The organism is Nitratireductor alexandrii (assembly GCF_004000215.1).
Taxonomy (GTDB): domain Bacteria; phylum Pseudomonadota; class Alphaproteobacteria; order Rhizobiales; family Rhizobiaceae; genus Mangrovimarina; species Mangrovimarina alexandrii.
Genome location: NZ_RBVY01000003.1, coordinates 188,603 through 202,758 on the forward strand (window position 1 = coordinate 188,603; position 14,156 = coordinate 202,758).

Sequence of the window (14,156 nt, forward strand, 5' to 3'; positions counted from 1 at the left end):
GAACAAACGAGAAACGAAATCGCTGCCTTCACCCGCCCGCCTCACCCCTCCACAGCACCGGAACACCCTTTGCCCCTTCCCGACTTCGACCTGTCGCTCGCCATTCTGCTCGGCACCGTGCTCGTCGGCGGCATCGCCCGCGGCATGTCGGGATTCGGCACCGGCATGATCGTGGTGCCGGTGGCGGCCGCGCTTTACGGGCCGAAGGCGGCGCTGGTCATCGTTGTGCTGATCGACACGCTGCCGATCATTCCGGTAACGATCCCCGCGCTCAAGGTCGCCCGCTGGCGCGAGGTGTTGCCGGTTCTGGCCGGGCTCAGCCTGCTATTGCCGGTCGGCATTCAGATCCTCAAATGGGGCGATCCCACAATGCTGCGCTGGCTGATCTGCGTGGCGATCCTGCTGTGTGCGACGGCCCTGGTGAAGGGCTGGCGCTATGCCGGCCCGCGCACTGCCGGCACGTCTCTGCTGGTGGGCGCGGTGGCCGGGCTGTTGTCGGGCATCGCCTCGATTCCCGGGCCGCCGGTCATCATCTACTGGCTCGCCTCGCACCTGCCGCGCCTGATCGTGCGGGCCAATCTGATGACCTTGTTTTTCCTGACCGAGGCGCTGTCGATCACCAATATCTGGTTGGCGGGTCTGTTCGAGCGTCAAGCGGTGCTGCTGAGCATCGCCGCCGCCGGCCCCTATTTCGTCGGCCTGACGATCGGCTCGCGCCTATTCGGTCTGGCGAGCGAGAAAACCTACCGCCGGGTGACCTTCGTGCTGATCGCGGCCGCCGCCCTGTTGGCGCTGCCGATCGCCGACCCGCTGTTTGCAGCCCTAGGCAGGCCGGACGCGAACTGAACGCGTCAGCCGCGGGCGAAGGCGGTGTTGAGGAGCGTGATCTGGTCGGAAACCGGATTGACCCGGCCGACGCTGGCCAGCGGCTCGGCGCCACTGCCGTAGATTTCGTCATCGAGCCGGCGCACCCGCCCCTGAAGATTGAGCGAATGCGACACCAGCGCGCGAAAATCCTCCGGCAGCTCGGACCAGCCCTCCGCCCGGTCATGGGCGGAAGCCGTGTCGAGCCGAACCTTCGATTTTTCCGCCGCGACCTGCTCGCGTGTCATCTCTCCGGAATTGGCCGCCCGCTGCAGCAGCAGCCAGGAGGCGACCTGCATCAGCCGGGTGGTCAGCCGCATCGATTCGGCGGCATAAAGCGTGGCCGCCAGTCGTGACAGTTTCTTGGCCTCGGCCCGGCCCGGCCCGTCGAGATATTCCGCGGTCTTTTCGACCAGCCCCATGCCTTCGTCGTAGAGCGGCTTGAACGACGGCGAAAACAGCCGGCGCTCGGCAAGGTTGATGGTATTCTCGTCGCCTCTTACCGCATTACTCATGGACGTCACCCCGCACGCTCGACTGCTTCCGACCAGTGGTCCATGCATATAGCCCGATCCGGCCGGCGACCTAACGGTCCCGGAGGCAGAAATTGCGCGTTCTCCCCGGCCAACGCAAGCCGATGTTTAACAAAGGGTTAATGCCGCGGCCCGGAGCCGTCCCGAATCCGGACAAAAAAAGAGCCGCGCAAAGCGGCTCTCAGGAGTTTAACAGGGAGGCGTCAAACAGAGCAGACCCAGCCGCTCGGTAAGAATCCAGAAAAACTGGATGAAAATAGTAAACACCCATAAAGCTTAACGTCCGGTTAACAGAAAGACGAAACTGCGACCCGTCGCGCGCGAACGCGAAGGCGGCGTTTTACCTGCGATCACAAGGACTTCGCCATCTCGCGCAGGCGGAATTTCTGGATCTTGCCGGTCGAGGTTTTCGGAATTTCGGCGAAAACCACCATTTTGGGACATTTGAAACGCGCAAGCAGCGTCCGGCAATGCGCCAGGATATCCGCCTCGTCCGCCGTCTTGCCCGGCTTCAACTCGACATAGGCTACGGGCGTCTCGCCCCATTTCTCGTCCGCTCTGGCCACGACGCCGCAAGCCGCCACCGCGGCGTGCTTGTAGAGCGCGTCCTCGACCTCGATGGAGGAAATGTTTTCGCCGCCGGAAATGATGATGTCCTTCGAGCGGTCCTTGAGCTGGATATAGCCGTCGGGATGCATGACGCCGAGATCGCCGGAATGGAACCACCCCCCGGCCAGCGCCTCGTCGGTCGCCGGCCTGTTCTTCAAATAGCCCTTCATGACGATATTGCCGCGAAACATCACCTCACCGATCGTTTCGCCGTCGGCCGGGGTTTTCTCCATCGTCTGCGGATCCATGACGGTCAGGTTTTCAAGCGCCGCGTAGCGCACGCCCTGCCGGGCCTTTTTCGACGTACGCTCGCCCTTGTCCAGCGCGTCCCACTCCCCTTTCCATTCGTTGACGACCGCCGGACCGTAGGTTTCTGTCAGCCCGTAGAGATGGTTCACCATGAAACCCGCATCGGCCATGCCCGACAGCACCGCCTCGGGCGGCGGCGCGGCGGCGGTATTGAAGGTGACGGTTTGCGAAAACGTGCGTTTTTCGGCATCGGGCGCGTTGAGCAGGCTCGACATCACCACCGGCGCGCCGCACAGATGGGTGACGCCGTGATCGGCGATCGCGTCGTACATCGCCCCGGCGCGCACCCAGCGCAGGCACACATGCGCTCCCGCCTGGATGGCCAGCGTCCAGGGAAAACACCAGCCGTTGCAGTGAAACATCGGCAACGTCCACAGATAGACCGGATGCCGCGCCATGCCGGCATGGATGGTGTTGGCGTAGGCCATCAGCGCCGCGCCGCGATGATGATAGACCACACCCTTGGGGTTGCCGGTCGTGCCGGACGTGTAGTTGAGCGAGATCGCATCCCATTCATCGTCCGGCATCGACCAGGCAAAATCTGGGTCGCCCGACGCCACGAACGTCTCGTAGTCGAGTTGGCCGATGCGCTCGCCCTTGGGATAGGGCGCGTCGCTGCCATGTTCGGGATCGTCGTAGTCGATGACCAGGGGGCTTGCGTCGGTCCGCGCGAGCGCCTCCTTCACCACCGGCGAGAATTCCCGATCGACGATCAGCACCTTTGTCTCGGCATGGTCGAGCTGGAAGGCGATGATGGCCGCGTCGAGACGTGTGTTGAGCGAATGCAGCACCGCCTTGACCATCGGCACGCCGAAATGGGCCTCCAGCATCGCCGGCGTGTTCGACAGCATCACCGACACCGTATCGCCCTTGCCGATGCCGCGCGCGGCAAGTGCCGAGGCCAATCGGCGCGAACGGGCAAAGAATTCGCGATAGGTCGTGCGCGCGGCGCCGTGGATGATCGCGGTCTGGTCGGGAAAGGTCTTGGCCGCGCGTTCGAGATAGGACAGTGGCGTCAACGGCTGGAAATTGGCCGCATTGCGGTCGAGGCCGGTTTCGAAAATGCCTGGCACGTGTGCCTCCCCATCTGCTGTTTGCCGAGAGAGTAGCGAGCCGTGGCGAGCGCGTCATCCGCCAATATGGCTGCCGAGAAAGGCAGGCCCGGCAGCGGCCGAGGCACCGGCACGCATCAGCCGGAAAAGGCCGAGATCCCGTCCCAAACGAGTTTTAGCGCGACCACGAAAACGGTCGCGTAGGCGAGCGGATAGAAGATCTCCGCGCGCATGCGTTTGACCACATAGGCGCCGGCCAGCGTCGCCAGCGGCGCGAACGGCAGCAGCGCGAGCGACGTGCCGAGATTGACGGCGTCGAACTGGCCGAGCGCGAAATAGGGGATGAGCTTGACCGCATTGACGACCGAGAAATAGATGACGCTGGTTCCGGTATAAAGCTTCGGATCGAAGCGCAGCGGCAGGGTATAGACCTGATAGGGCGGTCCGCCGGCATGGGCGACGAAGCTGGTGAAGCCGCTGACCGCGCCCCAGAACACGCCGGCGGGTGGATTGTGGGCGCTCGCCCGCCCCGTGCCGGCGACCATCGAATAAAGCCAGCGCGCGACGAACAGCAACGTGACCACGCCCAGCACCAGCCTGACCACGTCGCCCGTCACCAGCGTCGCCGTCAGCCAACCGATGCCGATGCCCAAAAGCGCGCCCGGCAGCACGATGGCCAGGGTGCGTGTGTCGTAATAGCCACGCCAGGACCACAGCGAAACCACGTCCATCAGCACCAGGATCGGCAGCAGGATCGCGGCCGCCTGCACCGGCGAAATCACCAGCGCCATCAGCGGCACGCCGAGAAACCCCATCGCGCCGCCCAGCCCGCCCTTGGCCAGGCCGACGAGAACGACCGCCGGAATCGCGACGGCATAGAAGGACGGATCGGTGATCAGTGACGGCATCGGCGAGCGCAACTTTCAAGGCGCAGCCATAAAGGTTGCGGCGCGCGAAGGCGAGCGGCAATCGGATACCGGGCGCGTCCCGACCCACGCGGAACGCTGGTCATTCGGCGCGGGCTCGGTTATGCCCCATTCCCACCAAGATCGCACGCCATGAGCGGGCCGGAGAGCATGACCATGACCGAAAAACCGCCCAATCGCTGCCGCCTCGTGCTGATCGCGCCGCAGTCGCGCGATCTCGATACGCTGGCCGCGCGGATCGAGAAGGCCTGTGCCGGCGGTGACGTGGCCTCCCTCATTCTGCCGCAGTTCGACATGCTTGAAGGCGAATTCCAGCACCTCGCCGAACGGATCGTCCCGCTCACCCAGGCGCGCGGCATCGCAGTGGTGATCGCCGGAGCGCCGCGCATTGCCGCACGCACCAAGGCCGACGGCATTCACGTCGACGGCGCCACTGCCGATCTCGCCGACGCCATCGGCCGCTATCAGCCGGCGATGATGGTCGGTGCCGGCGGCGCGCGCGATCGCGACCGTGCGCTGGAACTGGGCGAATTGCGTCCGGACTATCTGTTCTTCGGCCGCTTCGGCTACGATTCCAAGCCGGATCCGCATCCCCGCAATCTGGCGCTCGGCCGCTGGTGGTCGGAGATGGTAGAGATTCCGTGCCTCGTGCTTGCCGGTAGCCGCATCGACTCGGTTGTCGAGGTCGCGCGGACCGGTGCGGAATTCGTCGCCGCAAGCGCGGCCGTGTTTGCCGACGGCCCCGATCCGCAGGCAGCCGTTGCCGAAATCAACCGCATGCTCGACGAAACCGCTTTCGCCCACGAGACGCCCCGATGAGAAGCCGGCATCCCCTCGCCGCGTTGCTTTTCGCCGCGCTGCCGCTCGTTGCCTCGCCGGCGGCCGGCGCCGATGGCGACCGCGCGGGCGAAGCCGACAAACCGTCCGTCGACCTACAGCGCTTCGGCGAAAAACAAAGCGACCCGGCCTTCGGCGCCTACCAGCGCGGTCTCTACATCACCGCCTACAATCTCGCCCTGCCGCGCGCAAAGGACGGAGACGCCGCCGCCCAAGCGCTGGTCGCCGAAATCCTGTCGCGCGGGCTTGGCCTGCCACGCGACCCGGCCGAGGCGGCCAAATGGTACGGCAAGGCGGCGGAGGCCGGCATCGCCGAGGCGCAGTTCCAATACGCATTGGTCCTTTCCGACGGCAAATATGCCGGGCCCGATCCAGACCGCGCCTTCGAGTTGATGCAGGCGGCGGCCGACGCCGGCAACCGGCTGGCAATGTTCAATTTCGCGCAGATGCTGATCAATCGAGAAGCCGGCGGAACGGGCCTCGCCAAGGCGGTACCCTATTATGAAAAGGCCGCGGAAGCCGGCCTGCCAGACGCCCAGTACGCCATGGCCCAGCTCTACGCGAACGGCGCCGCCGGCCGCCCGCGCGACGAGGCGCGTGCCCGCGAATATCTGATCCTGGCCGCGCGCCAGAACTACGACACCGCGCAGCTCGATCTCGGCACCTGGCTGGTGGAGGGCCGTGGCGGCGAGCGCGACTACGAAGCCGGTTTCGGCTGGATGAAGCGCGCGGCCGAAAGCGGCAATGTCGCGGCCCGCAACCGCCTCGCCAAGCTTTATGTGCACGGCCTGGGCACCGAGCCCGACCCGATCGAGGCGGCGGCCTGGTACATCACCGCCCGCCGGGCCGGCCTGCGCGATCGCGACATGGACGACTTTCTCCAGGGCCTGACCACCGACGAGCAAAAAAAGGCGATCGAGCGGGCCAACCGCCTGCGCTGAACCGCCCGTCGCACCGCTTCGTCTTGCCTCTCCGGCGGAATTGTGTTCTTGGAAGCCGCGAAAAGGCGCCGCCTGCGCCACAAGGCATTTTCTGGATTTGAACGCATGAAGATCAACGGCAACGAAATCCGCCCCGGCAACGTGATCGAGCACAATGGCGGGCTGTGGGTCGCGGTGAAGACCAACGCCGTCAAGCCCGGCAAAGGCGGCGCCTACAACCAGGTCGAGCTGAAGAACCTGATCGACGGGACCAAACTCAACGAACGCTTTCGCGCCGCCGAGACGGTTGAACGGGTCCGGCTCGAGCAGAAGGATTTCACCTATCTCTACCAGCAGGACGAATCGCTGGTGTTCATGGATGCCGAAACCTACGAACAGCTCGAACTGCAGAAGGATTTCGTCGGCGACCGTTCCTCCTTCCTGCAGGACGGCATGACGGTGACGGTCGAGCTCTATCAGGAAAAGCCGATCGGCGTTTCGCTGCCCGACCAGGTGACGCTGACGATCGCGGAGGCCGACCCGGTGGTCAAGGGCCAGACCGCGGCATCGTCCTACAAACCTGCCATGCTCGAAAACGGCGTTCGCGTCATGGTGCCGCCCTTCATCGAGTCGGGCGAACGCATCGTGGTCGACACCAACGAGATCACCTATATCCGCCGCGCCGACTGACGGCGTCCGCGAAGAAAGTCCAGTCCAATGGCGCGTTCCGCGATCATCAACGTCATGGTGCAGGCCGCGGTCAAGGCCGGCCGCTCGCTCGCGCGCGACTTCGGCGAGGTGCAGAACCTGCAGGTTTCGCTGAAAGGGCCCGGCGACTATGTCAGCCAGGCCGACCGCCGCGCCGAGGAAATCGTGCATACCGAACTCGCGCGCGCCCGGCCCGGCTATGCCTTCCTGATGGAGGAGCGGGGCGCGATCGACGGCGACGACAACCAGCATCGCTGGATCGTCGATCCGCTCGACGGCACGACCAATTTCCTGCACGGCATTCCGCTGTTCGCGGTCTCTATCGCGCTCGAACGCCAGGGCCAGCTCGTCGCCGGCCTGGTCTACAATCCGGCCATGGACGAACTCTACACCGCCGAACGCGGCGGCGGCGCCTTCATGAACGACCGCCGGTTGCGCGTCGCCGGCCGTTCGAAGCTCACAGACTGCGTGATCGGCACCGGCATCCCGCATCTCGGTCGCGGCCATCACGGCACCGCGCTGATCGAGCTGCGCAATGTCATGGGCGAAAGCGCCGGCATCCGGCGCATGGGCGCGGCGGCGCTCGACCTTGCCTATGTGGCGGCCGGCCGCCTCGACGGCTTCTGGGAACACGGTCTGTCGGCCTGGGACATGGCCGCCGGGGCGCTCATGATCCGCGAGGCCGGCGGCTTCGTCACCGATTTCGACGGTGGCGGGGATTTTCTCGACACCGGCTCGATCGTGGCCGGCAACGAGACGATCCACCGTGCCCTGTCAAAACAACTCAAGAAAACCCTGCCCGCGCGCTGAACAGCCGGGGTGGGTCGCGCTTGGCCGGCGGGACCGGAAAAATTTCCCTGGCCGCGACATTCGCTCTACAGTCTCGTCACATCCGCCAGATAGTGTAACGGCATGGACGAGATGCAAAACGGCGAAGAGGCAGGGCTTCCCTTCCGCGGACGATTTCATCACAGCACCGCCGAACGCTGGGCGGACGGCATCGTGCACGCCCTCGGCATCGTGCTGGCGATCGCCGCGGGCTCGACCCTGCTTGCCCTGTCGGCGTTCAGCACCGCACCGGCCGAATATGTCGCGGTGATCTTCTATGTCGCGTCGCTGCTGACTGTGTTTTCGGTCTCGTGCGCCTACAATCTGTGGCCGCTATCGCCGACCAAATGGGTTCTGCGTCGCTTCGACCACGCCGCTATCTTTCTCTTGATCGCCGGCACCTACACACCGTTCCTGGCGCAACTCGCCGCCGGCACGGCAACCACGATGCTCGTCCTTGTGTGGACGGCCACGGCGCTGGGGGTTTCGGTCAAGCTTTTCCTGCCCGGTCGCTACGATCGTCTCGCCGTCGCCGTTTATCTGGCGATCGGCTGGAGCGGCATCGTCGTGGTCGGCGAAATCGTCGACGTTCTGCCCTATTCGACCCTTTGGCTGGTCATCGCCGGCGGCGTGGCCTATTCGTCCGGCGTGCTGTTTTTCGCGTGGCAGAAATTGCGCTTCCAGTCCGCGGTCTGGCACGGTTTCGTGGTTTCGGGCGCCGGGCTACACCTGGCCGCGATGCTTGATCTGATGGTGATCAGCCGTTCGTGACGCTTGGCGGCACCCGCCGCTGCAACTTTCAATTTCGTCACAATTCCGCTTAGGATCGCGCACACGATTTGGGCGGGATCGGATTCGAGGCTTGGCAATGGCGTGGTTACGAAATCTTGCGGAAGACGGGCTGTCGGGACAGGCCGACTATGACCCGCATAAATTGTCGAGTCCGCAGATCTTTCTGCTGTCCATGCTTATCTTCCTGGCGATCGCCGGTTTCGTCGCGGCCATTCTTTACCGGCAGATTTCCTCCGCCTTCGCCACGAATCCGGGCCTGAACGGCCTGATCCTGGGCGTTCTCGCCGTCGGCATCCTTTTGGTGTTCAGCCATGTGGTACGGCTTTTCCGCGAGGTGCGCTGGGTGAACTCGTTCCGCCTCGGCACCGAGACCGGCAACCCGGTGCTGCTGGCGCCGATGAAGGTGATGCTGAGCCGGTCCTCCGCGACGGCGCTGACCACCTTGTCGATGCGCTCGATTCTCGATTCGATCGCTACCCGGCTCGACGAGAGCCGTGACATTTCGCGTTATCTGATCGGCCTGCTGGTCTTTCTGGGTCTTCTCGGCACGTTTTGGGGCCTGTTGCAGACGATCGGCGCGATCGGCGACACCATCCAGTCGCTCGACCCCGCCTCCGGCGACACCAACGACGTGCTCGACGCGCTGAAATCGGGCCTGGCCGCACCGCTGGCCGGCATGGGCACGGCGTTTTCCTCGTCGCTGTTCGGCCTGGCCGGCTCGCTGGTTCTCGGCTTTCTCGATTTGCAGGCCGGCCGCGCGCAAAATCGCTTCTACACCGAGCTTGAAAACTGGCTGTCCTCGGTCACCGATCTCGATTCCGACACGGCGGTAGCCGCCGAAACCGCCACGGCCGGTTCCGCCGAGGAGATCCGCATGGTCGCCGAGCGGCTCCGCTCGCTGCAGGAGGCCGGCGGCTCGAGCCAACGCGTGGCGACCTCGATGGCGAGTCTGGCCGAAGGCATCTCCGGACTGGTCAAGAACATGCGCAACGAGCAGCAATTGATGCGCGACTGGGTCGAGGCGCAGTCGGAAGAGCAAAAGGCGACGCGCGCCGCCCTCGAAAAGATCGCCGACGCCCTCGATCACGACAAGCAGGGAGCCGGCTGAGATGGCCCTGGCGCGCGGCCGGCAGCGCAATCGCGGCGTCGACTACTGGCCGGGCTTCGTCGACGCGCTGTCGACGCTGCTGCTTGCCATCATGTTCCTGTTGTCGGTCTTCGTGCTGGCGCAGTTCCTGCTCAGCCGCGAAATCACCGGCAAGGACGCGGTCTTGAACCGCCTCAATTCGCAGATCAACGAACTGACCCAACTTCTCGCCCTCGAACGCTCCAACAATCAGGATTCGGAAGACCAGCTTGCCAATCTGCGCGCCTCGCTGGAGGCCACCCAGGCGGAACGCTCGCGGCTGGAGGAACTTTTGGCCGCCGGCACCGGCGCCGACCAGGCCGCCGAGGAGCGCATCGGCGCGCTGTCGGGCGCGCTCGACCAGGAGCGCCGCATCTCGCAGCGCGCGCTGTCGCAGGTCGAGTTGCTCAACCAGCAGATATCGGCCCTGCGCAAGCAGATCGCCGCGCTCGAGGACGCGCTCGAAGTGTCGGAGAAACGCGACCGCGAATCCAACGTCAAGATCGCCGATCTCGGGCGCCGCCTCAACGTCGCGCTGGCACAGCGCGTGCAGGAACTCAACCGCTACCGCTCCGATTTCTTCGGCCGGCTGCGCGAGATCCTGTCCGACCGCGAGAATATCCGCATTGTCGGCGACCGCTTCGTCTTCCAGTCGGAGGTGCTGTTCGCCTCCGGCGCCGACGTCATCAACGAGGCCGGACGCGTGGAAATGAAAAAGCTCGCCGATGCCGTCCTCGATCTGCAAAGGGAAATCCCGCCGGAGATCAACTGGGTCCTGCGCGTCGACGGCCACACCGACAACGTGCCGCTGTCGGGCACGGGGCGCTATCGCGACAATTGGGAATTGTCGTCGGCGCGCGCGACCTCGGTGGTCAAGTTCCTGATCGAGAACGGCGTCCCGGCCAACCGCCTGGTCGCGGCCGGCTTCGGCGAGTTCCAGCCGCTGGAGGAAGGCGACACACCGGAGGTGCGCGCCCGCAACCGGCGCATCGAACTCAAACTGACCGAGCGGTAGCGCCCTACCAGCCGGCGAGAAGAGCAAGCAGCGCCAAGGCGCCGGGGAGAGCCTGCATCAACAGGATCTTGCGCGACACCGTCGCCGCGCCGACCAGACCGGCGACCACCACGCAGCCGAGGAAGAACGCCTTGATGGCAAATCCCTCCGCGCCCAGCCACACGCCCCAGGCGAGACCGGCGGCCAGAAAGCCGTTGTAAAGGCCCTGATTGATCGCCAGCGCCTTAGACTGGGCGGAAAATTCGGCCGTGGTGCCGAACAGCTTGCGGCCGGCGGGCGTGTCCCACACGACCATCTCGAGATAGAGGAAATAGAGGTGAAGCAGGGCCACCAGGCCGCTCAGCACGGTCGCAATCATCGTCGACATCCGTTTTCCGCGAAAACGCCAGACCAAGCTTAGGCCGTTCGGGAACGAATGGAACCCGTTGCGCCAGAATGGCGGCAGGACGATTGTCAGCCGGCCCAAATCGCCTACGATGACGGCAATGGGCGGCTCGACGCCGCGGCACGGAAAGGCAGCGACATGGCGACAGACGCGGATGCGATCATCGTCGGCGGCGGACTGGCGGGGCTGGTGGCCGCCGCGGAGATCGCCGATGCCGGCAAACGCGTCATCATCCTCGACCAGGAGGGCGAGAATTCGCTCGGCGGCCAGGCCTTCTGGTCGCTCGGCGGTCTTTTTTTCGTCGACAGCCCCGAGCAGCGCCGGCTGCGCATCAAGGACAGCCGCGACCTCGCGCTGCAGGACTGGCTCGGCTCGGCCGGGTTCGACCGGCAGGAAGATCACTGGCCGCGGCGATGGGCCGAAGCCTATATCGATTTCGCCGCCGGCGAGATGCGCCCCTGGCTGCACGCCATGGGCATGCGCTGGTTTCCGGTCGTCGGCTGGGCCGAACGGGGCGGCGGCTTCGCCGACGGCCACGGCAATTCGGTGCCACGTTTCCACATCACCTGGGGAACCGGGCCCGGCGCCGTCGAACCGTTCGAGCGCCGCGTTCGCGCGCATGCCGCCGAAGGCCGCATCGTGCTGAAATTCCGCCACCGAGTCAGCCGTCTGGTCAGGACCAACGGCAGGGTCACCGGTGCCGCCGGCGAAATCCTCGAACCGTCCACGGTGGAGCGCGGCGAACGATCGAGCCGCACGGCCGTCGGCGATTTCGAGGTCACGGCCGGCGCGGTGGTCGTGGCCAGCGGCGGCATCGGCGGCGATTTCGACCTCGTGCGCAAGAACTGGCCGGTGGAACGGCTTGGCCTGCCGCCGGTCACCATGGTCGCCGGCGTGCCGCATCACGTCGACGGCCGCATGCTGGCGATCGCCAAGCAGGCCGGCGGCGCCGTCATCAACGCCGACCGGATGTGGCACTATACCGAGGGGGTGAAGAACTGGGCACCGATCTGGCCCAATCACGGCATCCGCATTCTGCCCGGCCCGTCTTCGCTGTGGCTCGACGCCACCGGCAACCGCCTGCCCGCGCCCTGCATGCCCGGCTTCGACACGCTCGCAACCTTGAAACACATCCTTTCGACCGGACACGACTATTCCTGGTTCATCCTGACCCAGAAAATCATCAAGAAGGAGTTCGCGCTTTCCGGTTCTGAGCAGAACCCCGATTTCACCGCCAAGAGCTGGCGCGCGGTGTTGAAAAGCCGGCGCGGCGCCGGCGCGCCACCGCCGGTCGAGGCCTTCAAGCAAAAAGGCGAGGATTTCGTCGTCCGAGACACGCTCGCCGAGCTGGTCGAAGCCATGAACGCGCTTACCGACGAAAAACTGCTCGATCCCGAGCGCATCAAGGCCCAGATCGAGGCCCGCGACCGCGAGATCGACAACCCGTTTTCCAAGGATGCCCAGATCACCGCCATTCGCGGCGCCCGCGCCTATCTCGGCGACAAGCTGATCCGCACGGCCGCGCCGCACAAGATGCTTGATCCGAAAAACGGTCCGCTGATCGCGGTTCGCCTGCACGTGCTGACCCGCAAATCGCTCGGCGGGCTGCATACCGATCTCGACAGCCGCGTGCTCGACAGCGCCGGGAACCCGGTTCCCGGCCTCTATGCAGCCGGCGAGGTCGCCGGTTTCGGCGGCGGCGGTTATCATGGCTATAACGCGCTCGAAGGCACCTTTCTCGGCGGCTGCATCTTTTCCGGCCGCACCGCCGGGCGCCATATCGCCAGCGCCTGAGTCCAGACGGGAAACACGACGCGCATGACCAGCACCGCCGCCGCCTCGACGGTCGAGCAGATCGCGGCCCACATCACCGCGGCCGTGCGCGCCGGCCAGCTCTCACCCGGCCAACGGCTGACGGAAGCCGAATTTTCCTCCCGTCTCGGCGTGTCGCGATCGTCCGTGCGCGAGGCTTTCCGCCGGCTGACGGCGGACGGATTGCTGGCGCTCGCTCCGCATCGCGGCGTCACCGTTCGCCGGCTGACCCGCGACGAAGTCGACAATCTGTTCGCCGTGCGCGGTGCGCTCGAGGCATTGGCCGTGCGCCTGGCAACGCCCACGCTCAGCGCGGCCCCGGCGCGGCTCGTCGCGCTGCGCCGCGATCTGGACGCCGCCGCCGAGGCCAACGACATGCCCCGCTTTTCCGACCTCAACGCACGGTTTCACGCGCTTTTCACCGAAACCGCCGGCAACCCACTGCTCGCCGATACGCTCGCCAGGCTTTCGAATTCGATCTATTGGCTGCAATTTCGGGTAATGGTCGATCGGCGCGACATCTTCCGCACCAATCACGACCATGCCCGCATCGCCGACGCGGTTGCGGCCGGCGACACGGCCGGCGCGGAGGCTGCGATGCTCGCCCATGTCGAGACCGCGCGCCGGCTGGTGCAATCCTTGGACGATAATCATTTCGCGCACCGGGACGCCCAGGCCGGATCGGCTTGACGTCCCTTTAATTGCCAGACAATATTGTCCGACAATTTATATGACGTGGAGCGTAGCGTGGAAAAAGCCCGGACCAGGCACTACCAACCCGTCCCCTTGCCGGACTATCGCGAACTGCCCGTGGAGGAGATGCGCGCCCGCGCCAGGTCATTCTACGAGGAAGTCCGCACACGCCACACCGTGCGCGATTTCGACACGCGCCCGGTGCCGCGCGACATCATCGAGACCTGCATCCGCGCTGCCGGCACGGCGCCCAACGGCGCCAACCATCAACCCTGGCATTTCGCCGTCATCGGCGATCCGGCGCTCAAGAAGCGTATCCGCGCAGCCGCGGAAGTCGAGGAACGGGCCTTTTATGCCGGCCGCGGCGGCGAGGAATGGCTGGCCGCCCTCGCCCCGCTCGGCACGGACGCCGAAAAACCCTTCCTCGAAGAGGCGCCATGGCTGATCTGCATTTTCGGCGAGCGGCGTAGCCGCTCGGCCGACGGCGTCCGACGCAAGAACTACTATGTGCCGGAATCGGTCTCGATTGCCGCAGGCTTCCTGATCGCGGCCCTGCACCGGGCCGGCCTGGCGACGCTGACCCACACGCCCAATCCGATGAGTTTCCTCAACGAACTGTGCGGCCGCGACCCACACGATAAGCCCTATATCCTGATGGTCGTGGGCTATCCGAAGGAAAACGCGACGATCCCCGCCCATGCCATGGACAAAAAACCGCTCGAGGAGATCGCCACCTTTCTGTAAGCG

At 65.4% G+C, this 14,156-nt stretch carries 15 protein-coding genes; 11 read left to right on the top strand and 4 right to left on the bottom strand.

The features are described from left to right. The first annotated feature begins 69 nt into the window (after positions 1 to 69). Positions 70 to 846, top strand: coding sequence for a sulfite exporter TauE/SafE family protein (locus tag EP380_RS07505; protein ID WP_238719775.1), 777 nt, complete (start codon positions 70 to 72; stop codon positions 844 to 846). 5 nt (positions 847 to 851) lie between these two features. Here EP380_RS07505 and rcdA read toward each other — a convergent pair whose 3' ends face one another. From rcdA to EP380_RS07520, 3 genes are all read right to left on the bottom strand, one after another. Then, entirely contained in the window at positions 852 to 1,379 is a 528-nt protein-coding gene (gene rcdA, locus EP380_RS07510) for a protease adaptor protein RcdA (protein ID WP_127597768.1), read from the bottom strand. A gap of 368 nt (positions 1,380 to 1,747) precedes the next feature. Then, positions 1,748 to 3,388, bottom strand: coding sequence for an acyl-CoA synthetase (locus EP380_RS07515; RefSeq protein WP_127597770.1), 1,641 nt, complete (start codon positions 3,386 to 3,388; stop codon positions 1,748 to 1,750). Positions 3,389 to 3,504: 116 nt separating this feature from the next. Further along, positions 3,505 to 4,275 carry a sulfite exporter TauE/SafE family protein gene (locus tag EP380_RS07520; RefSeq protein WP_106570079.1) on the bottom strand — a complete coding sequence of 257 codons (771 nt, stop codon included), beginning with the start codon at positions 4,273 to 4,275 and terminating at the stop codon, positions 3,505 to 3,507. 174 nt (positions 4,276 to 4,449) lie between these two features. Between EP380_RS07520 and EP380_RS07525 the strand changes: the two genes are divergently transcribed. The 7 genes from EP380_RS07525 (at position 4,450) to EP380_RS07555 (ending at position 10,519) form a co-directional block, all read left to right on the top strand. After that, positions 4,450 to 5,112, top strand: coding sequence for a thiamine phosphate synthase (locus tag EP380_RS07525; RefSeq protein WP_127597772.1), 663 nt, complete (start codon positions 4,450 to 4,452; stop codon positions 5,110 to 5,112). Beyond that, positions 5,109 to 6,071 (top strand): tetratricopeptide repeat protein, encoded by a 963-nt coding sequence (locus EP380_RS07530; RefSeq protein ID WP_106570080.1) that lies wholly within the window; start codon positions 5,109 to 5,111, stop codon positions 6,069 to 6,071. Before EP380_RS07525 ends, EP380_RS07530 begins: the two co-directional genes overlap by 4 nt. A 105-nt stretch (positions 6,072 to 6,176) precedes the next feature. Continuing rightward, positions 6,177 to 6,740 (top strand): elongation factor P, encoded by a 564-nt coding sequence (gene efp / locus EP380_RS07535; protein WP_106570487.1) that lies wholly within the window; start codon positions 6,177 to 6,179, stop codon positions 6,738 to 6,740. A gap of 27 nt (positions 6,741 to 6,767) precedes the next feature. After that, positions 6,768 to 7,568, top strand: coding sequence for an inositol monophosphatase family protein (locus EP380_RS07540; protein WP_106570081.1), 801 nt, complete (start codon positions 6,768 to 6,770; stop codon positions 7,566 to 7,568). A gap of 102 nt (positions 7,569 to 7,670) precedes the next feature. Further along, positions 7,671 to 8,357, top strand: a complete 687-nt coding sequence (trhA, locus tag EP380_RS07545; RefSeq protein WP_164749797.1) for a PAQR family membrane homeostasis protein TrhA — start codon at positions 7,671 to 7,673, stop codon at positions 8,355 to 8,357. A 97-nt stretch (positions 8,358 to 8,454) separates the two neighbouring features. Next, positions 8,455 to 9,486, top strand: coding sequence for a MotA/TolQ/ExbB proton channel family protein (locus tag EP380_RS07550; RefSeq protein ID WP_106570082.1), 1,032 nt, complete (start codon positions 8,455 to 8,457; stop codon positions 9,484 to 9,486). Position 9,487: 1 nt separating this feature from the next. Beyond that, positions 9,488 to 10,519, top strand: a complete 1,032-nt coding sequence (locus tag EP380_RS07555) for a peptidoglycan -binding protein (protein WP_106570083.1) — start codon at positions 9,488 to 9,490, stop codon at positions 10,517 to 10,519. Between the two features lie 4 nt (positions 10,520 to 10,523). Here EP380_RS07555 and EP380_RS07560 read toward each other — a convergent pair whose 3' ends face one another. Beyond that, a complete protein-coding gene (locus EP380_RS07560; protein ID WP_106570489.1) occupies positions 10,524 to 10,877 on the bottom strand; it encodes a DUF1304 domain-containing protein in 354 nt (117 codons plus the stop codon). Between the two features lie 165 nt (positions 10,878 to 11,042). Here EP380_RS07560 and EP380_RS07565 point away from each other — a divergent pair, with 165 nt between their 5' ends. From EP380_RS07565 to EP380_RS07575, 3 genes are all read left to right on the top strand, one after another. After that, positions 11,043 to 12,698, top strand: coding sequence for an FAD-binding dehydrogenase (locus EP380_RS07565; protein ID WP_127597774.1), 1,656 nt, complete (start codon positions 11,043 to 11,045; stop codon positions 12,696 to 12,698). 24 nt (positions 12,699 to 12,722) lie between these two features. Further along, positions 12,723 to 13,406 carry a GntR family transcriptional regulator gene (locus EP380_RS07570; protein ID WP_127597776.1) on the top strand — a complete coding sequence of 228 codons (684 nt, stop codon included), beginning with the start codon at positions 12,723 to 12,725 and terminating at the stop codon, positions 13,404 to 13,406. Between the two features lie 129 nt (positions 13,407 to 13,535). Continuing rightward, positions 13,536 to 14,153: a nitroreductase family protein gene (locus EP380_RS07575; RefSeq protein ID WP_106570491.1), complete on the top strand. Its 618-nt coding sequence runs from the start codon at positions 13,536 to 13,538 to the stop codon at positions 14,151 to 14,153. Positions 14,154 to 14,156: the final 3 nt, after the last annotated feature.

What these genes read in the sequence shown, in the direction of transcription:
- EP380_RS07560 (WP_106570489.1), bottom strand. Translation starts at nt 10,877, where the DNA reads ATGATTGCGACCGTGCTGAGCGGCCTGGTGGCCCTGCTTCACCTCTAT.
- trhA (WP_164749797.1), top strand. Translation starts at nt 7,671, where the DNA reads ATGGACGAGATGCAAAACGGCGAAGAGGCAGGGCTTCCCTTCCGCGGA.
- EP380_RS07540 (WP_106570081.1), top strand. Translation starts at nt 6,768, where the DNA reads ATGGCGCGTTCCGCGATCATCAACGTCATGGTGCAGGCCGCGGTCAAG.
- EP380_RS07530 (WP_106570080.1), top strand. Translation starts at nt 5,109, where the DNA reads ATGAGAAGCCGGCATCCCCTCGCCGCGTTGCTTTTCGCCGCGCTGCCG.
- EP380_RS07565 (WP_127597774.1), top strand. Translation starts at nt 11,043, where the DNA reads ATGGCGACAGACGCGGATGCGATCATCGTCGGCGGCGGACTGGCGGGG.
- EP380_RS07555 (WP_106570083.1), top strand. Translation starts at nt 9,488, where the DNA reads ATGGCCCTGGCGCGCGGCCGGCAGCGCAATCGCGGCGTCGACTACTGG.
- efp (WP_106570487.1), top strand. Translation starts at nt 6,177, where the DNA reads ATGAAGATCAACGGCAACGAAATCCGCCCCGGCAACGTGATCGAGCAC.
- EP380_RS07570 (WP_127597776.1), top strand. Translation starts at nt 12,723, where the DNA reads ATGACCAGCACCGCCGCCGCCTCGACGGTCGAGCAGATCGCGGCCCAC.
- EP380_RS07550 (WP_106570082.1), top strand. Translation starts at nt 8,455, where the DNA reads ATGGCGTGGTTACGAAATCTTGCGGAAGACGGGCTGTCGGGACAGGCC.
- EP380_RS07520 (WP_106570079.1), bottom strand. Translation starts at nt 4,275, where the DNA reads ATGCCGTCACTGATCACCGATCCGTCCTTCTATGCCGTCGCGATTCCG.
- EP380_RS07525 (WP_127597772.1), top strand. Translation starts at nt 4,450, where the DNA reads ATGACCGAAAAACCGCCCAATCGCTGCCGCCTCGTGCTGATCGCGCCG.
- rcdA (WP_127597768.1), bottom strand. Translation starts at nt 1,379, where the DNA reads ATGAGTAATGCGGTAAGAGGCGACGAGAATACCATCAACCTTGCCGAG.
- EP380_RS07575 (WP_106570491.1), top strand. Translation starts at nt 13,536, where the DNA reads ATGCGCGCCCGCGCCAGGTCATTCTACGAGGAAGTCCGCACACGCCAC.